Source organism: Flavisolibacter tropicus (genome assembly GCF_001644645.1).
In the GTDB taxonomy this organism is placed as follows: domain Bacteria; phylum Bacteroidota; class Bacteroidia; order Chitinophagales; family Chitinophagaceae; genus Flavisolibacter; species Flavisolibacter tropicus.
Genome location: NZ_CP011390.1, coordinates 2547415 through 2570495 on the forward strand (window position 1 = coordinate 2547415; position 23081 = coordinate 2570495).

Genomic DNA, 23081 nt, shown 5'->3' on the forward strand with positions numbered 1-23081 from the left:
CATTATCGTACGATATCAACAAATCCAGACATTGGCTTGCGACCACTTCCCGGGCTTACTATATAATAATAAGTACCTGCCGGCAACGGTTTGCCATTAAACGTTCCATCCCAAGGTTTGCTATATCCTTTTGATTGAAAGGTCAATTGCCCATACCGGTTATATACCTCCACCTTTGCACTAGGATAGGTGTCCAGGTACTTTATTTCCCAACGGTCATTAATACCATCTCCATTGGGTGTAAATACATTGGGAATGGAAGGGCCTTTTAAAACCTTAACGAACACATCATCAGTTGCCATACAGCCATCTGAAGAAGTTACAGTCAAATGATAGATAATATCATCTGTGGCGCTTGTTTTTGGCGCTGATACGACATCACTGCTTAGCCATTGCGCAGGCGTCCACAAATACTTGATATTTGAACCAGTACCAAGTCCATTTAATGTTTCGAAGCCTCCCTCCAATATTATTTTGTCAGGGCCTGCGGAAGCAGTAGGTGCCGGGTACACTAATACAGGTTGCTCCTTATAGTTACTGCAACCATTAGCTCCGGTATGCGTATAACGAATTAAATGTGTACCGGGACCTGCTACTAAAGGATTAAACTGGCCGTTTATTGCTGTACCATCACCTTTATAAACACCTTGTCCTGCAATACCGTTTGTAACGGTAGCTGGTGAAAACTGCGTTATGGGTGAATTCCCACAAATAGCATCTAATGTATTGAAAGTAATAGCAGGGGTATTCATAACATCAAACGTAATGGTTGAATCCTTCCAACAATTAATTCCTGAATACGCTATTACTTTAATGGTGTATGATTTTGTGGCCGGCGTAAAGAATTCCGGGTATTTGAAACGATATTGCTTGCCGATTACAGGGTTATCATCTGTTGTTTTATTCAATGGATCATTTAAATAATCCCACCAGATTTCAAGCTTTACAATCTTTCCAACGTCTGCTACAGAATTATTTATAAGTACTATGGTATCATTACTACAATGCGTATTACCGCCGGATAATTGAAAACCGGGCTGTGGCTTTGAACCATTTATGGTAAAAGGCTGCGTGATGGCTGCTATACAACCCTTATCGGTAGTAACTGTTTGTGACACCAAATACGTAACAGCTTTTGAAAACTTGTGTCTTGGATTTTGTTGAACAGATGTGTTAGCATTACCAACAGCATCCGCATCACCAAAATTCCATGACCAGCTCTTGATGGTGCCACCATCAACCTTAGAGGTATCGGTAAATTCAGAATAAGGATCAATAAGGCAGTTGGCAGACATCGCAAATCCTGGAACGGGTTGAGGATGTATGGAGATCATTGTATCAAATACAGGACTTGCACAGCCCAAATCGGTTTCTGTTTTCAAGGTTATATTATAAGAACCGGCTAACGCGTATACGTTTGTAAAAGTTGTATTAGACGTTTGTACCACATCCTGTCCACCTGTACCCAAATTCCATATCCACTTACTGATTTTTCCTTCATTGGCTACGGATTGATCCGTAAAGATTATATCCTTAGTAGCACAGCTTATGGATGGAGAGGTGAATCTGGAGGTTGGCAATGCATATACCTGTAACACTTCGGTTGCCGTATCTGAAATGCATCCCATGTCAGACTCCGCATAAGACTTAACAGTATAAATACCTGCTGAACTGTATTTCTTACTGGGATTCTTATCTATTGAAGTTGTTCCGTCTCCAAAGTTCCAGAACCATTGTGTAACACTGGCGTTTGCTGCTGTACTTGCATTAGTAAACACAAAGGTTTTATCTAAACAATTCGTTTTTACATTTTCTGAAAAAGAAGCTTTGGGTTGAGCAAAAACCAATGCGTTACTTTGAATGGTCGTATCGGCACACCCTTCTTTTGACGTTACAATAAGTATTACATTGAACGGCCCTGTTGAAGTATATACATGAACCGGAGCTAAAGCCATTGAAAAACTACCATCACCAAAACTCCAGTTATACTGTAAGTCGGCTTGCGTTCCTCCCGTGATCTTTGAATTGTTGCTGAATGCCATACTTCCACTGGGTAGACATGCTTTGGTAAATGACAGGGCTGCTATGGGGTTTGAATTGATCACAACTGTTTTACTGAACATTGTGCTTTTACAACCAATAGTGGTTTCGACGATTAGTGTAACCGTATAGGTACCTGTAGCTGAATAGGTATGTGTTACTGCATTATTAGTCGTTGTAACAACTGGTGGAGTGCCATCTCCAAAATCCCAATACCATTTAGCAATAGCTGCAGCATCACTGGTGGAAGCGTCTACAAACGTTACGGCTTTGTTCACACAGCCTGCTGTAGTAATAGTAAATGTTGCTATAGGTAGAGGATTAATTGTTACTATTTTTTTAACGGTATCAGAAACGCAACCAATATCAGTGACTACAGAAAGACGGGCATCAAAACTACCGGTGGTAGCATAGACATGTGCAGGGTTCTTTGTTGTGGCAGAGGAATTATCCCCCATCTCCCATGACCATTTTATCACAGGTCTGTTATTACCAATGCTTTTATCAGTAAACTGTGTGCTATTTCCAATACAGACATTTCCATCAAAAATAAAGTCAGAGGAAGGTCTTTCATAAACTTCAAGGTCGTACTGGATCTCCTGTTCATCACCACAGCCATCTGCACTTGGATTTTGAGCCAGCACTTTAATAGGATAAGTTCCCGTTTTATTAATGCTATAGGCATTCGGGAGTTTATATCGATATAATGTTTTCCCATTTAAAACATAGGAAGAATCATACAGCGGCGCCGTTATAGTAACATCTGGATAACCAATCGTACCTAGCAGCCATTTAATTTGTGTGGGCTGATAAGGGAATGTCATCGAGAAATTAAATGGTGTATTTCTGCAGGTAGCAGGAAAATCGACTACGGCATATTGATTTTGAATGGAAACAAACTGGTAAAGATCCTTAACATTAGCACCTGCATTATACCCGTAAGACTCTACATTTCCATACCCATACGCGATACAGATAAAACCACTGTCTGAAGTGATCCGATGTGTAGGATTACTGGCAGTTGAAGCCGTTACATCTTCCTGGATATAAGAGTAAGGAGTACCGCTGATTGCTTTTGGTAACGCCTTAGGTGATGCACCATCTACTTTTAATGAGTTAAATGTATTTGTCTTAAAAATGATGTTTAAATAATGGTTGGCAATATTGGTATTTGGTGGTGTAAGGTCGCGCCTGGCAGACATAACGGTTATATCATTCAGCGTTTGTTCAACAGGATTCAGAGCGATCATTTCCGGATCGCTATTTACGCCATCACAACCTTGTGTAACAAGGTATTGAAAAACACAAATTGGCTTATTAGAGTTAATGATACGAGGCGTGTTGTTCCCTATGGTATTAATCTCATAAAAACGTCCAGCAATCAGTAAAGAAGGATTCAAGGCGACACCATTTACATAAACCAACTCAGCAGGGTCCTGAACCAGTATCCGGTAAATATCGTAGGCTCTATTTATAAAGGGTGCAGTGTAATAGGTTTTACCCCAGGCTGTAAAGGGAAACAACTGTTGGTATAAGTTATCGCCGGTACTGGCGGAAGAACAGCCCATGGCGGTGAAAGTAGACCCCGAAAAAACGGCGATCGGTTGGCAGGTAGCGCTGGCCGTGCCAATAGCCTTGATATGGGTTCCTGTCAGATCTTCATCACTCTGATATTGATATACATCACCTTTCGATAAGGTGATTTGAAAAGGAACATTAGCAGGATGTGTTCCATTTGCATCGGCCTGAGTTGGCGTAATTTCAATGGTTGTATTATCTAAGGTAGCAATGATATCAAATTGTGACCGGCGTGTTGGACCAGGTGATGTGGATTTGTAAGAAGAAACATAATATTCTTTTCCCAGAACATTGGTTGGCAATACCAATGTAGATCCTGAACGCGCTGCATTTAATATATGCGCATATACAGCAACAGGCTTATCTGCAATAATATGAATACCTTTTTTAACACCAATGCCTTCCGCTTGTGCGTTATAAACAAGGCCATTTGATGGTGATGAAGTATTTGTTAGTTGAACGGTTGTAACCTGGTTTGCTGTTACGGTGAAGGGGATCATGTTTCCGCTAACATCAACGGTACCCGAAGCGTTTTGATCCGAGGTAATGTATAAAGCCATTCGAGAGGTTGTACCATCGAAATGGCCGGCATAAACAACCCAAAAATCCTTTCCTTTATTTGATAAATCCTGAGCGCAAAGGGTAGAAATTAAAAACATCAATACCATACCGCACGCAGCAGCTTTGACATTCATTCGTTTTTACAGGGTATTTACTTAATAAATATTAGATGAATAAAGCTAGCCTTTATTTTACATCATCAAAAATTATCATTTATTCTTTTATAATTCGGTCATTTACAAGCGTTTTCGGTTGTATTCTTTACGCCAAAGTTCGCGCAAGATGGTAGTTTATGAGTCTCCTAACTACCATTGAATGAGCACAAATAAAGAGGCTTTCCGCCCTTTAGACCGTTGGTGCAGCCAAAATACCAGCAACAACACGAATAAAGCCGCCAACGGCAATGCGCGAGAATTTAACCACTTCTACTGAACCTATTACATTAATTCTTGCAGTAGGCGCAGTTGCTGTCTTTGTCTAGTAACTACAATTGTGAGAAAAAGGCTTTCGTCCGCTCGGCAAGTTCTGTATTGTTTGTAGCTATATCGTTATGTGTTTTGTCGTAAGTAAACAATTGAAACGTTGCAGCATTTCCTTGTTTTTCAATTTCTTTCTCCAGGTCGTACCCTTGCTTGACAGGGACAATTCTATCCTGCAATCCCAAATGCAATTGCCCTAAAGGCAAGTGCTTTGCAAAGTAAATAGGTGATGAGGCTAGCATCTTATTTCTTGTTTCCGCTAAGGTTGCCTGCCCATTTTTAAAACCACTCAAAAACTGGCACTGGTACGTAGCATCATTTTCACTTTGAGATGTGAGTTCAAATAAATTGGTAGGACAAGCCACCCCAATAACCCGCTTTACCCTTGCATCCCGAATGCCTGCCAATAATGCCACAGTGCCACCCCTGCTACCACCCCTTACACCCGTTCTGTTTACATCGGCAAAAGCCTCGGTTTGTTGAATCAGGTTAAGAAACGCCAGTACATCATCTGTTGCCCCATCAAAGGCATCACATTGATTGCCCTCGGATAGAGGCGATTTATAAACAGTTCCATTTATAGTGATTTCCAATGATTGTCCTCTCAACGCCGGAATGGCCAAAAGGTGCGCATCGGCTGTATTTGCATTATCTAAGGCTATGTTTACACTATTGGTTGTAAGGTTTAATCCAAACCCTCCCACAAACACTTGCACCGGCACTTTACTAATAGTACTGGGCACAACCAATGCGCCATACTCTTTAATGTTATTTACTTTGAAAGAAACAATCTTGAGTTTAAATTTTCCCGACAGAATATCTTCCTGCTGAATAATTGTATAATCTGTAGGCGTAAGGTTTCTGCTTTGCCAATCGCTAAAAATATTGTTTAGCTCAGTAGTTGTTGGTTCTGCAAACAGTGCATTCTTATCGCTTTTTGACAGAAAGTCTTTTTTGCAGGATGTCAGTACAACAACCATCACTACAGTTGCCAGTAGCTGAAATATCACTAACCGCTTATTCAATATGAGCATTTTTTTTGAAAGCTGCCGTTTATACTTGAAGCCTTGGCGTGAAAGATAGAACTGCAACAGTGAACTCGGGTGCTCAAGCAGTCAAAAATTATTGCTAAAAAGCACCGAAACTATTTTACACACTATAGTTATGGCAATTATCAAGTCAGACATAACGCAAAAAAGCGCTCACTTCTATTAATTGACAGATCATTTCATCCCAAATGCCTTTGCAGAAAAGGTTTTCCAGCTTGCCCTAATCGATACGATACCGTTTGGACTGGTAAAGATTCCATGGTAACAATGCATGCGCTAATGCATCTTTGGCCGATTCAGAATTAACGGTTGCCGGACTAAGCTTATGAGTAACCTTGTCATAAACAAAAGCCTGTGGGGCTTGGTAAGGCTTTAATACGATCAGCGAATCGCCTACCATATAACCGTAATTATTGCTGTATTGCATAATGGCCCTTCCCGGATCATCTGCTTTTAATTGCATCAGGTCTTTCCCAATCATGGGATTTGTCGTATTAATGCCTGCAAAATGCAATAAAGTCGGTAGTAAATCTACTTGGCTGGCAACCTTGTTAAAGGTTTCTTTCGGCACGCCAGGTCCGATTAATAAGCCAGGAATATGAAACTTATGTACCGGAACAAAATCATCACCAAATACCCGTGTATTATGGTCAGCTACTACCAGGAACAAAGTATTTTTATAATAATCAGACTTTTTAGCCAGCTCAAAAAACAACCCTACTGAATAATCGGCATACTTCATAGCATTATGCACCGTTTGCTTAGGTTGCTCATAAAGTTGTATACGTCCATCAGGAAACTCAAAAGGCGAATGATTACTGGTGCTAAGAATGACAGAGAAAAAGGGTTTATCACCATGCGAGCGAAATACCTCGTCTGCTTTTCGCATCAGGTCTTCGTCCGAAACTCCCCACACACCCTTAAATGCGGGTTTAACAAACGTAGGTTCATCGTATATATTGGTAAAACCATTACCTAGGAAAAAAGACCGCATCTCATCAAAATTGCTCTGGCCTCCATAAATAAACTCTGTAGTGTAACCCTGCTTTTTAAACAATTCACCGGAAGTAAAAAAGTCGCTTCGTGATAAGCCAAGATTGACAACACTATTACCGGGTGTTGGTAGAAACCCAGTTACAACGGCTTCAATGCCTCTTACGGTACGCGTTCCTGTTGAATAAAGGTTTGTAAGGAATAATCCCTCTTTACTCAGCTTGTCAATATTGGGCGTTAGAGGAAGTCCACCTAAAGCGCCTATATATTCAGCACCAAGGCTTTCCTGCAAAATAATGACAACATTTAACGGCCTCTTGCTATTAGCTCCTGCCTCCTGTTTGTGCAAAAACGGAATTTCCGATTTTACAAAAGCCGAATCCGGAATTTGCATATTCTTCTTTACCCTCGCAAAAACCTCTGCTTCATTCATGTTTCCATAAAAAGCAGACGGGTCTTTTTCATTTGTCAAACGTGTTGCCGCTATAAAAACAGAGTACGTAGAGTTAAGAGTTAACTCATTTACTAACTTGTTCTTTTCTGAGAAATAGGCTGTACTTATGTTGGCCGGCCGAGGAGACAAGCTGGAACGGGCACCCAAAAACAACAAGCCACCCAAACCAGGCAACAAAAGAAACCGATAGCGCCAGGTAAGCGGTTTAAAGTTCAAGACAACATTCTTAAAGCTCTTCCATGTAAAATAATGGACAAAGGATAAAAGAATGAGGGTAATGATCAATTCCCATTTATTAGTAGCCCAAACAGTCTCAGACACTTCCTTGAAGTGCTTTAAGTACCTGATAAATATGGCATCAGGGCGTAAATCATACTCACGGATAAAGGGTAATGTTGCCATTTCCATGAAAAAGGCAACATCAATGAACAACGTAAAGTAGAAGATCCAGAAGAACTTTGAGGAGTTAATAAACTGCTTTGGCAACAACAGGAAAAACAAAGCAGGCAAAAACAAATAATAACATATTAAGATCAGATCCATCCGAATACCAATAAGATACATCAGGTAGAAATGGGGTTCCTGGATGATACGATCCCAATAAGCAAAGCTTAACAGCAAGCGACTTACTAAAAAAAGTGAAAGCGATAGCGTTAGAAATAGCAACAACGGGGAGAGTGGCCCGAACTTAGAAAATATTGAAAGTGCTGTCTGGCATTTTGCCTTTGCTAGTTTAAATAAAGCAGGAATATTTTTCATGAATAGTGGATGGCGAATCTAATTGTAACCTGCAAAACTACCAGTCAATTCTGAAGACTTTCTAAAGATTATGTAAAAAATGGCCCACTGTTTTTATAAATGGCTCAAAGAAACGCCAATCAGGCAGTTTACCAGCGAATGATAAACGTATGAATACCAGGCTCATATCCATAAATGGCTGTAAAACCTGAAACATCACAAATCTGTTTGATGATAGAAAGGCCTAAACCATTACTCTCAGAGCTTTGTACTGATTTATAAAAGCGTTGAAAAATCTTTTCTTCATCTAAACTATGGCGGTTCCCAGAGTTGACAATCCTCAAATGGTCAGCATCCAAAAATATTGCGATCCGCCCGCCGGTATAATTATGACGGGTAGCATTACTTAACAAGTTATTCAGTAAAACATCAGCTAACTCATTATTCATCAAAATGGTAATCTCTTTTAGTTCCGCCGTCACTAAAACTTGCTGATTATCCCACAACTCAAGAAACTCAGCAAGTTTTTCTTCTACTTTCTGTTTCAGGTTAATAACTGACACTTTCTCAAACTGACTGTTTTCAATCTTAGTTAATAAAAGCAGGGATTGGTTTAACCTGTTAAGCTTTTCAATGGCACTATAGGCACTTTGCACCATTTTGCTTTGCGTTTCAGATAATGCTTCATCTTGAATCAGCAAGTCCAACTTCGACCGGATGATGGCCAGCGGTGTTTGCATTTCATGAGAAGCATTCTCTGTAAATTCCTTTAAGATATGATACTCACTTTCCGCTTTATTTATTGTTTGCTGCATCGTTTTCCGCAACAGCTCAAACTCGTCAATATCAGTGGGCTTAAAATTTAACTCCTGCTTTTTACCCAACCGAAACTGATTAAAAGACTCAAGCATGTTATAAAACGGATTCCATAACCGTTTCAGGACAATCCGGTTTATGATAAAAGAAGCCAACAACATGAAAATAACTGTAGTTAATACAATCAGAAGGATCTCTTCAATAAGATCATCTGTGTCTTCTTCAGACTTGGCAACAAGTATTTTATACCATTGTCCATTGACATTTATACTAAAAACCATTTGCCGAAAAATGCCATTGCCATTGCTCAAAGAATCAAATAACGTAGTTGAAGTAAATGTTTGCTCTTTAATGGGGGCAGGTATAGGGGTGTGGGTGATCACCTGATCCCGAACAGGTATAGGCTCTGGCAGCCGATTATATTTTTTTACATAAGTCTGTATTTCCCTTTGTTCAATTTCCAGATCATCATCTATTTGTTTCACTAATACATGAACAATAAAATAATGAAACGTAAAGCTCGCCAATAGGAATATGACAATTGTTATGAGTAGGTTAACCCTGTTATATCGCTGAAATAGTTTCATGCAAAAAATTTAAGGGATGATAAACTTGTATCCCAACCCATATACCGTTTTGAAATAATCCGGCGCCCCAGCCTGAACCATTTTCTTCCTTAGGTTCTTTATATGCGTATAGATAGCGTCATAATTGTACATCATATCCATATTATCACCCCATAAATGATTCAGGATTGCATTCTTTGTTATTACTTTATTTTTATTGCCAATAAAGTATAGCAGCAGTTCATATTCCTTACGTGTTAGATCCAGTAACTGCATTTGAAATGTGACCGTCTTTTCGTTTAAATCCACCACCAATTCATCAAACCGCAATACATTCTTTCCGTCAAAAGATTTCCGACGAATGATCGCATCGACACGGGCCCCCAATTCAGGCAAATGAAATGGTTTGGTCAGGTAATCATCGGCACCCGACTTCAAACCATATACTTTATCATCCAGCGAGTTTTTTGCAGAAATAATGAGTACCCCATCTATCTTTTCCTGGCGCTTTAATTCTTTAAGGATATCTATACCATTGCCATCCGGAAGTGTTATATCTAATAATATACAAGCGTATTCATTTAAGGCAATCTTTTCCATTGCCGTTTGATAATCAGGAGCCTTTTCACAAATAAACTTTTCAGAAGCCAGGTAAGTACAAATACTATCCGCCAATTCCTCCTCGTCTTCTATGATCAATACTTTCATCTTACGCTTACTAATTAATTAGATTGCATTTAGTTTCTTTCAATATCCTGTTTGTTACTATAGCAGAGAATTTAATAACTCCAGATCCCCTTATAGATCATTTTGAGCAAAACTATAATTTGATAACAGCATCGATCTAGTTTTCCTATTAGTTGATGAAACAACGTTAAGATCGTAGTGCTCAAATGCCAATAAGGGTAGCGTATTGAGCAAACTTAAATTGGAACTCTAAAGACAATCTGAAGATGAATGAGGTAGTCCTTTCTTTCTGCCAGCTCTTCCTTGTATTGTATTTATCAGACTCCAAGAACTTGGCGCCTGCATAGAAATAGTTTAGCCCTCTAAACTTATAGCCAGGCAATACCTACCATCATATTCACGCCAACCACACAGGAGCCAGCCCTTTGGAAATAGCAGGAAAGAAAAATAAGTTAATTAAGTTACTAGTGATTCCCTTGATTCTAACAATTACGGCAGCTCATTTATCAGTACAATAGTTTAGTAAGTAATCTTAGCCACTCGTTTTACGCAACAGGCAGCAATATCTTAAAAGTAGCGCCTTCACCTGGTTGGCTTTCTGCCCATATAAACCCATTATGGTTTTCAATCACCTTACGTACGATGGAGAGCCCCACACCAGTGCCCTTGTATTCGGCCATACCATGCAGGCGAGTAAAGACATTAAAAATACGCTCGGCATCAGCCTGCTCAAAACCAATGCCATTATCCTTGACCGTTACCTGGTAGTAGTTTTTGGATTGTTCTTCCCCATTAAGTTGCAAACCGGCATCACTGCCTTTCACCTGCTTGCACTGGATGTTTATGACTGGTGACACATTGGGCCTGCTATATTTTAAGGCATTGCCGATCAGGTTCTGAAAGGCCTGCTGCAACTGGCGTCGATGACCAGTAATGGTAAATAGCTGCTCTACATTGATAGTGGCCTTTTTTTGTTCAATTTGAAGATCCAGGTCATTGAGTACTTGTTCCATCAACTGATTCATATCTACCGTTTCCGCCAAAATAGCGCTTTGACTAACCTCTGAATACGTCAACAGATCATCGATGAGTGTACTCATGCGCTTAGAGGCTAACTCCATACGCTGGAGATACTGCTTTTCATTTTCGGTCAGTCGCTCTCCTAGGCTAGCCTTTAGGCGGTCTGCAAAAACATGGATCTTACGGGTAGGTTCTTTCAGGTCATGCGATGCGGCATAGGCAAATTCTTCCAGGTTTTTGTTTGATCGCCGCAGGTCTTCCACTGTCCGTTCTAACTGCAATTGTGCTTCCTTAATAGGTGTCACATCTGTAAAAACATGTATCAGGTGATCATCATCCAGCTTAGAAACGGTCAGCTCCAACCACCTGCCTGTAGACTCCATCTGGTATTGGGTCATAAAGGGCTCGCCTGTTTGTAGCGTTTTTACACACATCTGGTAGTAGGCTGAATCAATAATATGGGGCTCTATTTCAGTGGCTCGCTTTGACAAATAAAACTCTTTTGGCAACCCAATATATTTGATGGCTGCATCATTGGCCAGAATGGTGATGGCGTCTATTACTTTGCCATTATCATCCCGGCAAATACGACTTACAGAAATACCGTTAGACGAGTTTTTCAATATATTATCTAATAGGTTCCGCTGCTCTTCCATTTGAATAGAAGCCGCTTTTTTTTCTGTAATGTCTTCTGTAGAAACCACTACAGTATCCTTATCAATTGGAACAATGACATACCTGTACCAATTGTCTATGTTCTGGGCAACAAAATGGGTTTCATCTCGGAAAGTTTCACCTGTTTTCAAAAGTTTGCAGAACAATTCAAAAAAGCCATTACTCCTATTTTCAGGAATCAAAGCAAGCATATTTGAACCTATTACCTCCTGCACTTTTCGATTAAGCAATTGGGCTATGTGATTATTAACAAACAGGTATTTAAAATCGGTAATCTCTCCTACTGCGTTCCGTACAGCCTTTAGGGCATAGATCCCGTCCATAGAAGACTCCAGAACGTTAGCCATAAATGTTTTCTGCTCTTCCAGATCGGCCGTTCTTTCCGCCACGCGTTGTTGTAGAGTAGCTTCGCTTTCTTCTACTTTTCGGCGGGCCACTACCTGTTCTGTAACATCAGTACCTACAGCTAAAATACCAGAGATAGTACCATCTGCTTCCCTAAACGGCTCATAAACAAAATTGAGGTAAAAGGTTTCCATCTTGCCTTGCCGGAGTAGCTGCACAGGCCGTTCGCTGGCAGTAAAGGCTTGCCCTGTAGTATAAACTTGCAACAGCAGTTCCTCTAGCCCTTGGTGGCGAACTTCAGGCAACGCATCAAAAACGGGTCTGTGCAGCACCTCTTCCTGACTGTGGCCCCAAAGTTCGCAAATGCGTTCATTGGCAATTTCTACTACAAAAGAAGGCCCTTTTAGAATACTCATGGCTACCGGCGATTGCAAAATAGTAGCGCGCAAATGGCGTTCACTTTGTTGAACCTTACGAGAGGCCAGTACTTTTTCAGTCGTTTCAATACAGGCACAAAACAAGCCGCCAACTGAACCAGACTCATCCAAAATAGGACTATAAGAAAAGGTAAAATAGGTTTCTTCAATATAACCATGGCGGTTGATATATAGTAATTGATCGTCTGACCAGGTAGCTTTACCACTAAACACTGAATCGACTAGCGGAGACAAGTCCTTCCAGATTTCAGCCCAGCCTTTACGTCCAGATTTACCCAATAGGTCAGGATGTTTTTCACCGGCAATGATGCGGTAGGAATCGTTATAAAAAGTGGTTAGATCCTTTCCCCACCAAACAAACATGGGGAACTGGGAGTTTAATAACAGATTTACTGACGTACGTAGACTTTGTGGCCAGGTGTCTGGGGTACCTACCACGGTAGTGTTCCAGTCTTTTTTTCGCATCAGGGCACCCATTTCTCCGCCATCACCCAAAAAAGCCAAAGGCCGCACGTTGTCCATTATCATGTTGTTTGTGGTCAAGGGATTAATTCAAAACTAAACATAAGCCATTTTTATCCGCAACAGGATAAAAAGACAAACTTATTTATTGTGTGCATGTTTCGACTTTACAAGGTTGAGGGTGTGATTTTCCAATACACTACTGATGCTGCAACAACAATTTATAAGCTATTGTTTCCCCGCCAACACTCTTTTTTTGTTTACTAAAACTAAAATGACTCAGCAAGGAAAGCAGCTCTAGGGAACCAGTGACTTTAACCAAATGGAGTCTAATGCTTCTTGTCTAATGCGCATGAATTTTAACTTCACTGGAAGACGCTAAACAAAATTTATTTTTGAAAGAGTTTAATACCTAACATTACCTCTTAGACGCTGTTCTTTATTAAAACACTCAACAAACATACCCATGAATAGAAAAGAATTTGTAAAGTCCACTAGCCTGGCGGCTGCTTCTCTGATGCTTTCCCCTGGCATGAACCTGTTTGCACAGGGTGCTGCTGATACCAAACTGAAAATAGCAATTATCGGAGTGGGCCTAAGAGGGCAAAATCACCTGGATCTTCTTTTAAACAGAAATGATGTTGATGTGGTAGCCATCTGCGATATTGATGAGCGCATGCTTTCGATGGCTAAAGAAGCCATTACAAAGTCAGGTAAAAAAATGCCGGAGGTTTACACCGGCAGTACAGAGGCCTGGAAAAAACTGCTGGAACGCAAAGGTGGACTGGATGGTGTCCTCATTGCTACCCCCTGGGAGTGGCACAAGCCCATGATTATTGGATCCTTAGAGGCCGGAATTAAATATGTAGCTACAGAAGTGATACTGGGCATCACCCTTCAAGATCACTGGGATGTGGTGAAGGCCGCAGAAAAGCACAATGCCCACGTCATGATGCTGGAGAACGTTTGTTATCGCCGCGATGTAATGGCGGTTTTAAATATGGTTCGCCAGGGATTGTTTGGCGAACTCATTCACCTACAGGGTGGCTACCAGCACGACCTGCGCGAGGTGAAGTTCAACGATGGCGTAAATCCATATGGCCATGGTGTGGAGTTTGGTGAAAAAGGGTTTTCGGAAGCCCGTTGGCGAACCGAGCACTCGGTGCACCGCAATGGTGACCTTTACCCCACCCATGGTATCGGCCCTATTGCACAGTATATCAACATCAACCGCGGCAACCGCTTTCTAACCTTAAACTCTTTTAGCACGAAAGCCAGAGGCCTGCATAATCATATTGTTAAAGGCGGCGGTGAAAACCATCCCAATGCCAGGGTCAATTTCAAACTGGGTGATATTGTGACTACCCAAATTAATTGTGCCGGTGGCGAAACGATCCTCCTGCAACACGACACCAACCTTCCCCGCCCCTATTCATTAGGTTTCCGGGTACAGGGTACCAATGGCATATGGATGGATGTAAATAAAGGGATTTACATTGAAGGACAATCCGCCAAACCACACCAGTGGGATGATGCCAAAGTATGGCTGGACAAGTACGACCATCCGCTATGGGCCAAATGGAGCAAAGAAACAGCCGGCGCTGGCCATGGAGGAATGGACTTTTTTGTGATTCATTCGTTTATTGAATCCATCAAACGAAAGGTGCCAACACCCATGGATGTCTACGATGCCGCTGCCTGGAGTGCCATCACCCCATTGAGCGAAAAATCCATTGAACTGGGAAATGAAACCGTGGAATTCCCCGACTTTACCGGCGGCCAGTGGATGTACCGCAAACCAGTATTTGCCCTTACCAATGAGTTTTAAAGAGCAAGGGTAAATAGAAAGTGGTGAATGATCTTTTTATAGCATTCACGAGTTCACCTGTTTACAAGTTTAAAAGCTCCAAGAAACGAACAGGTGAACTCGTGAACTAAAGAACATAATGCAGTCCACCATCACGAAAAACAATAGCATGAGTCGTTTGTCACAAGCCGTACTATCCCAATTTGGATTAGTTGAAGAAACAACCCAGATCATTCCCTTTGGGAGCGGCCTTATCAATCATACATGGAAAGTCATTACTCCAGAAAAGGATTATATATTACAGCGAGTCAACCATGCTGTTTTCAAAGACCCTTCGGCTATAGCTTATAATACAAAACGGATTGCCAACTATCTTAAGGAAAAACATCCCGAGTATCTCTTTGTTGCGCCTGTAAGCACAAAAAATCGTAATGAAATGGAATACCTGGATGAAGGCTATTTTCGCATGTTCCCTTTTGTAGCTGGCTCACATTCTAAAGATGTAGTAGAAACTCCAGAACAGGCTTACCAGGCCGCTACGCAGTTTGGTAGGTTTACACAACTTTTGAATGGAATAGATATCAGTCAACTAAAAACCACTATCCCGGGCTTTCATGATCTGGACCTGCGTTACCAGCAGTTTCTAACCGCATTAAAAAACGGGAATTCACATCGCATTAAAGAAGCAAAAACGCTCATTGATTTTACCATTTCAAACGCAGACATTACCAGTACATATAAACAAATAACAACAGACCCAGCGTTCAAACAAAGGGTAACCCATCACGATACCAAGATCAGTAATGTATTGTTTGATGCACAAGATCATGGCATTTGCGTCATAGACCTAGACACAGTAATGCCCGGCTACTTTATCAGTGATGTGGGCGATATGATGCGCACCTATCTTTCACCTGTTAGTGAAGAAGAGAAAGACGTTGACAAAATAGAAGTGCGAGATGATTTCTACCAGGCTATTGTAAAAGGTTATTACGAAGAGATGAAGGATGAACTGACGGGAAAAGAAAAGCAACACTTCTTCTATTCCGGAAAATTCATGATCTACATGCAAGCCATCCGCTTTCTAACGGACTACTTGAATAATGATGCGTATTACGGTGCTAAGTATCCAGAGCACAATCTTGTTCGTGCACGAAATCAAATGGTGTTATTACAAAGACTGATGGAAAAAGAAAAAACGTTAGCGACTTACATTTAATAAACTTGTCAATCGCTAACGTTTGTAGCTGATCAATGCACCTATTTTACTTGACAGCAAGTATATTTACTTTTTTTATCACATCGCTGGTTAACACCGCTAATCGTTATCCTCGGCGTCTTCCTCCTTGGTCACCTTTACAAAGGCGCTCCGCCTTGGTACCGGCATTACACTTTCTTCCCCTTTAACAGCCTTCCAAATAACTTGGCTAAAAATCAAATCAGGCACCCGGTCTTCTTTGCTAAAATCAAAGGTTTCACTTAACCGAGCCGAAGCCGTATTCACCTCGTTTCTTTTATTCAGATCAATGTTTGCTGGCAAGGACTTGAAAGATGTTGCATCTGTAAGTACTGTAAAACTCCGCCACATTGGTGTTGCCGCAGCATCATACTGACTCATCGGCGGCAAGCCTAAAATCAATTCAATGGTGCGCAACATGGATGATGTGGAATACATGGTGTGATCCACAAAGTTTCTTTTTACAAATGGACCCGCCACAAAAGCTGTAGTCCGGTGCGCATCCACATGATCCGGTCCGTTTTGCGCATCATCTTCTACTATAAAGACAACTGACTCTTTCCAGATAGGGCTTTTAGACAAATGCTCCATAAACAAACCAACCGCCCAATCATTATCAGCCACATGGGCAAAAGGTGTAGGTCGGCCTTTTCGCAAGCCTTCCGTATGGTTATTACTAAAACGTAGTGTATTGAGTTGCGGTACGGCACCTACTGCTACCAATGAGTCAAATTCTCTTTGCCATTGGTTAAAGCGAGTTGTATCTCTGACCTGTAAGTTGTAACCAGAATAGTAAGGGCAAAAATGTCCTTCCAGAACAGGAATGTTTGCCTTTCCCTCATCAGCAAATTCACCATACGTACGGTAGCTGACACCAGCGCGTTTTGCATAGTCCCAAATGAATCCTTTTTTCGGATTAGCAATTTCACGTTTTCCTTCTCCGGGATAACTTCCACCCCTTCCGCCATAAGAAGTTGGCCAGTCCTTCTCTAAGAAGTCAGTGGCATGTGCGGAAGTACTCCAGTTATGACCGTCAGCACTAACTTCTCCATCTACATAAAAATTATCCAGCAATACAAATTCTCTTGCCAGTTTATGCTGATTGGGTGTAATATGCTCACCAAATAAAACCAGGCTGGTATCACCATTACCTTGTGGCATATCGCCTAACACCTGATCATATGTGCGATTTTCCTTGATAATATAAAATACATGCTTGATGGGCGATTTCTCTCCTACTTTCATGGGAATTGGATTACCGGCCTCACCCTGTGCTACCAACTCGCTGTCTTTCGAGTACGGTGTATTCTTATATACAGCTTTGGAGTAAACGGCCAGGGAAGCGTCGTCTGGTTCATCCAGGATCGACAAGGTTCCCTTCAGTAAACCAGCAATGTATTCAACCGCCTTGGGCGCATTGGTATCACCTTGGTGGCGCGCTACATTTTGTTGAGGGCGGGCAGGATTGGGCCCATTCGGATTGGCAAAAGAGGAAAACCCTTTACCGTTAGTGACCCATATTTTTTTCCCAACCACTTTAATATTGGTCGGATACCATCCCACTGGAATAAATCCTTTTGATGAACTACGGCCAGGAACTGCTACATCAAAAATAGCCAGGCAATTATTATCAGCATTGGCCACATACAGCTGCTTTTCAGATTGCGATAGTGCTAGCCCATTTGTTGTAGACCCTGCCGGAGCATCTGGATACAACGCTGTATTCAATACTTCAACTACTACACGCCTCTTTATATCAATGACCGAAACACTATTATCATTTGCATTGGCAACAAACAAGAAAGTCCCCTTCTTATTTAATAACAACTCATTGGGGTTGTCTCCTACTGCTATTTCACTTATTATGCGATTTTCCTTAGTATCAAACACCAACACTTTATCACCGCCCCACAAGGATATGTAGAGCTCTCGCTTATTAGGTGATAACAAACAGGTATAAGCTTCTTTTCCTAAAGCCAGTTGTTGTGTAATAGCCTTTGTACGCAGGTCAATTACATACAAAGAATTGTTTTCTTTTGTCACTACATACATGCGTTTTGCCGCATCATCAATATCAATTCCTGCAGGTGATATTTTAACTGGCCATTTCTTGCCCAAGACAATACTGTCTGTCAGACGAAGCCTATTGTTTTCTATGGCGTATTGTAATATCCAGTTATCATTTCCACCAGATGCATACAAGAACTTTTCATCGGAGCTAAATTTCAATCCGTACCAGGACTTTGGTATAACAACATTATCTACAATCTTTTCTGCTTTCGCATTAATTAATTGAAGGCTTTGTACACTCTGACCGTTATTAGTTACAGCGAGCCATTTTTTAGAAGGAGACAATGCTAAGTTGAGCGGAAGATCTCCTAACGGCAATGACCGGCCAGCGGGGGAAAGGTGCCACCCATTTGGCAACCTGACACGAACCTTTGACAAGCGCTCCTCTAAACTTTTAGGCGACTGCTGCGCTTTGATGACTGTAATTGAACAAGCGGAAGCAATTAAAACTACAAGAGTCCTTTTAATCATGTAATGCATAAGATATATAAGGCGATTGAAGGATACAGAGGTAGCCAATTTTACAGGTATGAGCAAATGAAGTTTTTATTAACAAACAGGATACCTGTTTGACTTTATTGTCTGTAAAGAAGTAGTATGATCACATTGAGTTATTTTTGAAGTAGACAGTTCTCCCTTTTTTGATGCTCTCCACTCGTAAAACTTCGAAGCAACTTATGAAATTCAGGAATGCAACACTTGACGATTTAGAATCCATACACCAAATTGAAACGGTTTGTTTCCCGCCAAATGAAGCCGCTTCATTCGATTCTTTTTCAAAAAGACTTCAGGTGTTTCCCAATCATTTTTGGTTGCTGGAAGATGAAGGCCAACTTATCGGGTTTATAAACGGAATGGTAACTAGCAATAAAACCATAGTTGATGAAATGTTTGCGAATGCAGACCTGCATAACGAGAATGGTAGCTGGCAATCGATTTTTGGAATAGCTGTTTTACCGGCATTTAGGAGGAAAGGCTATGCTGAGAAACTGATCAATCATCTTATAGAAAAATCAAAAGAGCAAAACCGCACAGGAGTTACACTAACCTGTAAAGATTACCTAATTCCTTATTACAAGAAATTTGGCTTTATTGATTTAGGAATATCAAAATCGGTGCATGGTGGAGAAGTATGGCATGATATGATTATTAAGTTCTAGAATGCAGCAGTAGAATACCATCTAACTGTTTAGATACACACACTACTTCCTTTGCAAGAGCGTTAAAACTAGCAGAAACATAGCTATAACCTAAAACATTACATAATTAGGTTTACGAAACACGCTTCAGCTTAATATTTCTTACAGGCGCAACCACCAAGGGGAACTTTTCTATCACAACGTTGCTTGTATCTAAACCAAAGCCCCTTTCCTCCGACAAACTGATATCTTTCAGCCAGAAGTGGAACTTCATGACCAAGCGTTCTAATATAGGCAGTTCATTATCCTGACTCAAGTACTTCTCCATTACTATAAACTGAAAATCACCTACCACATTGTTGCGCTCCTGACTTTCATAGCGACTTGTAATATTTACTTCACGGTTCTTTACAAGGTCTTCCACCACCTTGCGAAACATCAGGTTGATCCGCGGCTGTACACGGAATCCTAAACGGAACTCTACGCGGATAATGTCGTTGGGAATAATATGTTCTACTGTGTATTCCGAAGTATAAGGATCATCCAGTGTATCTACGTGTACAAACCAATAGATATCAGCCCGCTTAGGCTTCCGGTTTAATATAGAGTAGATGATCTTATGCTCAATTTCTTTAGGATTATCTGCACTCGTCAAATACACTAAGTGGGTAGTATACTTGGTTATGGAGCGATCATTACTAAGTTCTTGTATCTTAGGAATGTAGTGATCCAGGCGTACAAACTCCACATAACGGTTTTTGATCCTGCGTGCCCTGTACCAGATATACATAACCAGGAATAGCGCGCCACCTACTATCAAGGTCACATAACCACCATGAGGAAACTTGTCCATATTAGCCCCTAAAAAACTAAGCTCAATGGTAAGGTAAACAGCTAAATACAAATAAATAAAAGCCCTGTTCACCCGGTGAAGCACCAGGTAATTAGCAAACAACATAGAAGTGGCAATCATACAAAGCGTGATGGCCAGACCATAAGCCGCTTCCATATTAGCGGCCTTTTTAAAATACAATACAATGCCTGAACAACCTACAAATAGCATCAGGTTGATGGCGGGAATAAAAAGCTGACCACGCGCTTCTGTAGGATACACTACTTTAAACTTAGGCCACAAATTCAGACGTATAGCCTCACTAATAAGTGTAAACGAACCTGAGATCAACGCCTGGCTGGCTATGACGGCTGCAGAGGTGGCAATAGCAATACCGAAGTATAAGAACCATTCCGGCATTGTGCCGTAAAAAGGGTTAAAGCCAACCGATATCATTTCGGGCGTAATTCGTTGCCCGTGATAATGACTCAATAACCAGGCACCTTGCCCCAGGTAATTCAAGATCAGACAGCTTTTGACAAAAATCCAGGAATACCGAATATTCCATTTGCCACAATGCCCCAGGTCAGAATAAAGTGCTTCTGCACCAGTTGTACATAAGAACACGCCTCCCAAAATGTAAAAACCATTATGATACTGGGTCAATAGCCTGATACCGTAATAGGGGTTAAATGCTTTAAATACGTGCAGGTCATCGGCAAAATGGATAACGCCTAAAGTGGCCAGCATCAGGAACCAAACTAACATCACAGGGCCAAAAAATTTTCCGATAAATGCGGTTCCAAATTGCTGAATGAAAAACAAGGCTGAAAGAATACCAATAACAATATAAACAATGGTTGACTGTGTGATACTGGCAAACGCAGGCACCTGCTTTAAACCCTCAATAGCAGATGTAACCGAAATAGGGGGAGTGATCATGCCATCGGCTAAGAGAGAAGCACCCCCAATCATAGCTGGTAAGACCAGCCATCTTTGTCTTCTACGTACAAGTGCATATAAGGAAAAGATACCCCCTTCTCCCCTATTGTCCGCTTGTAAAGTAAGAATGACATATTTTATAGTGGTCTGCAGTGTAAGTGTCCAGATGATAAGGGAGAGCGCTCCCACTACTAATTCTTCCGTAATCACTTTACCGCTTGTAATTGCATTCAGTACGTACAGTGGCGAGGTACCAATATCACCGTAAATAATGCCCAACGCAATTAAAAGACCTGCAGCTGAGAGTTTAGTATATGTAGTAGACATTTTTAGTTTTATACGTTAATAAAATAGGGTTCCGATTGCCAATCAATCTTTACAGACAAACCGATAACCGATACCCGATTCGGTTATTATAAGTTGAGGGCGGTTAGGATCGGTTTCAATCTTTTTGCGGAGCTGCGCTACAAATACCCGTAAGTATTGCGACTGATTGATGTAACCCGGTCCCCAGATATCACGTAGCAAATATTGATGTGTAAGCACCTTCCCTTCATTACGAACAAATAGTGCCAGCAAATCGTATTCAGTAGCCGTAAGTTTCACCAGTTCACCTTTCTTGCGTACAGTTCGTTCCAGAAGGTTAATCTCTAAATCTTCACAGAGGATCACAGGAACATTTTCTTCCAGCACAGAGCTTCTCAACGCCGAACGAATACGAGCCATTAACTCCCCTGTACGAAAGGGTTTGGTCAAATAGTCATTGGCCCCATTGTCTAAGGCCTTAATGATATCTTCTTCGCTATTTTGAACCGAAAGAATAATAATAGGATTGGTGAACCACTCCCGCAGTTTTTGCAACACACTATGTCCGTTTTCGTCAGGTAATCCCAGGTCCAGGATCACAGCATCGGGCGGATGGTTAGCTGCCAGCGCCAAACCTTCTTTGGCAGTTGCTGCCTGGTTGATGATATAACCATTGCTCCCTAATGCAATTTGCAAGAGCTTACGAATCTGCACCTCATCGTCAATGATCAAAACTTCCGTCTTAGCCATAGCTCATCGTTTTTATTCACCTGTGTTGTTTCAGCTGGAATGGTAATAGTGAAGCGAGCGCCATTAGGCTGCACATTGTCTAACCGTACGGCGCCTCCCATGGCTTCCGTAAAGCCTTTCACTATGGAAAGACCCAGCCCCGTGCCACCTGTTTGAGTATTTTTCAATCGATAAAACTTATTGAACACCTTTTCTATTTCTTCAGCGGGGAAACCCTTTCCATTGTCTTCAATAACAATTTCCAGTATATCTGCATGGCATTGAGCCACTATATAGATAGTACTATTCCAGGGGGTATATAAACAAGCATTGCTTAACAGGTTATAAATCACCTGCTCCAGCATGCCTTTGTCCAGTTTAAAAAGTGGTAATTCAGGATTGATTTCTACGGTAATGGCTTGTGTACATTTATTTTCTTCAATTCGATTAACGGCATGGTACACCACTTCGTTAATATCGCACCAGTCTTTTTTGGGTTGCAGAAACCCCGATTCTAAACGCGACATACTGAGCAGGTTTTCCACTTGCTGGTTCAACCGAAATGATGCTTTTGATATTTCAGCCAATAGAATGCCCTTGTCTTCAGCAGAGAGGTGCAGGTTACTACTTTGAAGTGTATCAGTAGCCCCAACAATAGTGGCAATGGGCGTACGCAGCTCGTGAGACAGCGAATTCAGTAACGTGTTATATAATTTGATCGTATTGGCTCTTGCTTCTTTTTTACGCGCTTCTTTTTCTACTTGCCTGATCTTATAAGTTAGCACGGCGTTGATCAGTGCAATGACAAAATACATGATAAAAAGGATCACATCCTCTGTTGCCCAAACATGTAAGGTAAAGCGCGGTGGAATAAAGAAGAAGTTCCAGATCAGCGCACTCATCAAAGCTGCAAAGAGAACAGGTAGTATATCAAAACTGATGGCTATTACTGACATGGTGAGCAATAAGACCAACGCCACTACCTTATAGCCCATGAAGGCAGAAAAGATGTAACAGACACTAGCAACACTGCAAACCAACAAGATAGTTAGAAGAAACTGTTTAGGCCTGCTTACCTTATTTATAAAAAGGTCTGGCATGATATCCAATTCACATTAC

Annotated in this window: 13 protein-coding genes; 3 read left to right on the plus strand and 10 right to left on the minus strand. The window is 41.2% G+C overall.

Going from position 1 to position 23081, the window contains the following annotated elements:
* Positions 1 to 2: 2 nt before the first annotated feature.
* The 6 genes from SY85_RS10670 to SY85_RS10695 all read right to left on the minus strand — a co-directional run bounded on the left by SY85_RS10670 (position 3) and on the right by SY85_RS10695 (position 12960).
* Complete coding sequence (locus SY85_RS10670; protein WP_066404327.1) at positions 3 to 4313, minus strand: PKD domain-containing protein; 4311 nt, start codon at positions 4311 to 4313, stop codon at positions 3 to 5.
* Positions 4314 to 4663: 350 nt separating this feature from the next.
* Positions 4664 to 5683: an alpha/beta hydrolase family protein gene (locus SY85_RS10675; protein WP_158512961.1), complete on the minus strand. Its 1020-nt coding sequence runs from the start codon at positions 5681 to 5683 to the stop codon at positions 4664 to 4666.
* Positions 5684 to 5927: 244 nt separating this feature from the next.
* Positions 5928 to 7913, minus strand: coding sequence for an LTA synthase family protein (locus SY85_RS10680; RefSeq protein ID WP_082886367.1), 1986 nt, complete (start codon positions 7911 to 7913; stop codon positions 5928 to 5930).
* Between the two features lie 128 nt (positions 7914 to 8041).
* On the minus strand, positions 8042 to 9295 hold the full coding sequence (locus tag SY85_RS10685) for a sensor histidine kinase (RefSeq protein ID WP_082886368.1): 1254 nt from the start codon (positions 9293 to 9295) through the stop codon (positions 8042 to 8044).
* Positions 9296 to 9304: 9 nt separating this feature from the next.
* Complete coding sequence (locus tag SY85_RS10690; RefSeq protein WP_066404331.1) at positions 9305 to 9982, minus strand: response regulator transcription factor; 678 nt, start codon at positions 9980 to 9982, stop codon at positions 9305 to 9307.
* 524 nt (positions 9983 to 10506) lie between these two features.
* Positions 10507 to 12960 (minus strand): PAS domain-containing protein, encoded by a 2454-nt coding sequence (locus tag SY85_RS10695; RefSeq protein WP_066404333.1) that lies wholly within the window; start codon positions 12958 to 12960, stop codon positions 10507 to 10509.
* 406 nt (positions 12961 to 13366) lie between these two features.
* Here SY85_RS10695 and SY85_RS10700 point away from each other — a divergent pair, with 406 nt between their 5' ends.
* Together SY85_RS10700 and SY85_RS10705 are read left to right on the plus strand one after the other, a co-directional pair.
* Positions 13367 to 14728, plus strand: a complete 1362-nt coding sequence (locus tag SY85_RS10700; RefSeq protein ID WP_066404334.1) for a Gfo/Idh/MocA family protein — start codon at positions 13367 to 13369, stop codon at positions 14726 to 14728.
* Positions 14729 to 14876: 148 nt separating this feature from the next.
* Positions 14877 to 15926: a phosphotransferase enzyme family protein gene (locus SY85_RS10705; protein WP_066404335.1), complete on the plus strand. Its 1050-nt coding sequence runs from the start codon at positions 14877 to 14879 to the stop codon at positions 15924 to 15926.
* A gap of 99 nt (positions 15927 to 16025) precedes the next feature.
* Here SY85_RS10705 and SY85_RS10710 read toward each other — a convergent pair whose 3' ends face one another.
* Positions 16026 to 18485, minus strand: coding sequence for a bifunctional YncE family protein/alkaline phosphatase family protein (locus tag SY85_RS10710; protein WP_066409604.1), 2460 nt, complete (start codon positions 18483 to 18485; stop codon positions 16026 to 16028).
* Between the two features lie 206 nt (positions 18486 to 18691).
* Between SY85_RS10710 and SY85_RS10715 the strand changes: the two genes are divergently transcribed.
* Positions 18692 to 19174: a GNAT family N-acetyltransferase gene (locus SY85_RS10715; protein ID WP_066404337.1), complete on the plus strand. Its 483-nt coding sequence runs from the start codon at positions 18692 to 18694 to the stop codon at positions 19172 to 19174.
* 112 nt (positions 19175 to 19286) lie between these two features.
* Here the strand turns inward: SY85_RS10715 and SY85_RS10720 are convergent, their stop codons facing one another.
* From SY85_RS10720 to SY85_RS10730, 3 genes are read right to left on the minus strand one after another with little or no spacing between them, the layout of a single operon-like run.
* Entirely contained in the window at positions 19287 to 21254 is a 1968-nt protein-coding gene (locus tag SY85_RS10720; protein WP_066404338.1) for a KUP/HAK/KT family potassium transporter, read from the minus strand.
* A 42-nt stretch (positions 21255 to 21296) separates the two neighbouring features.
* Positions 21297 to 21983 carry a response regulator gene (locus SY85_RS10725; protein ID WP_066404339.1) on the minus strand — a complete coding sequence of 229 codons (687 nt, stop codon included), beginning with the start codon at positions 21981 to 21983 and terminating at the stop codon, positions 21297 to 21299.
* Positions 21962 to 23062 carry a sensor histidine kinase gene (locus SY85_RS10730; protein WP_066404340.1) on the minus strand — a complete coding sequence of 367 codons (1101 nt, stop codon included), beginning with the start codon at positions 23060 to 23062 and terminating at the stop codon, positions 21962 to 21964. Before SY85_RS10730 ends, SY85_RS10725 begins: the two co-directional genes overlap by 22 nt.
* Positions 23063 to 23081: the final 19 nt, after the last annotated feature.

What these genes read in the sequence shown, in the direction of transcription:
- SY85_RS10680 (WP_082886367.1), bottom strand. Translation starts at nt 7,913, where the DNA reads ATGAAAAATATTCCTGCTTTATTTAAACTAGCAAAGGCAAAATGCCAG.
- SY85_RS10670 (WP_066404327.1), bottom strand. Translation starts at nt 4,313, where the DNA reads ATGAATGTCAAAGCTGCTGCGTGCGGTATGGTATTGATGTTTTTAATT.
- SY85_RS10695 (WP_066404333.1), bottom strand. Translation starts at nt 12,960, where the DNA reads ATGGACAACGTGCGGCCTTTGGCTTTTTTGGGTGATGGCGGAGAAATG.
- SY85_RS10720 (WP_066404338.1), bottom strand. Translation starts at nt 21,254, where the DNA reads ATGTCTACTACATATACTAAACTCTCAGCTGCAGGTCTTTTAATTGCG.
- SY85_RS10700 (WP_066404334.1), top strand. Translation starts at nt 13,367, where the DNA reads ATGAATAGAAAAGAATTTGTAAAGTCCACTAGCCTGGCGGCTGCTTCT.
- SY85_RS10725 (WP_066404339.1), bottom strand. Translation starts at nt 21,983, where the DNA reads ATGGCTAAGACGGAAGTTTTGATCATTGACGATGAGGTGCAGATTCGT.
- SY85_RS10690 (WP_066404331.1), bottom strand. Translation starts at nt 9,982, where the DNA reads ATGAAAGTATTGATCATAGAAGACGAGGAGGAATTGGCGGATAGTATT.
- SY85_RS10710 (WP_066409604.1), bottom strand. Translation starts at nt 18,485, where the DNA reads ATGATTAAAAGGACTCTTGTAGTTTTAATTGCTTCCGCTTGTTCAATT.
- SY85_RS10730 (WP_066404340.1), bottom strand. Translation starts at nt 23,062, where the DNA reads ATGCCAGACCTTTTTATAAATAAGGTAAGCAGGCCTAAACAGTTTCTT.
- SY85_RS10705 (WP_066404335.1), top strand. Translation starts at nt 14,877, where the DNA reads ATGAGTCGTTTGTCACAAGCCGTACTATCCCAATTTGGATTAGTTGAA.
- SY85_RS10715 (WP_066404337.1), top strand. Translation starts at nt 18,692, where the DNA reads ATGAAATTCAGGAATGCAACACTTGACGATTTAGAATCCATACACCAA.
- SY85_RS10685 (WP_082886368.1), bottom strand. Translation starts at nt 9,295, where the DNA reads ATGAAACTATTTCAGCGATATAACAGGGTTAACCTACTCATAACAATT.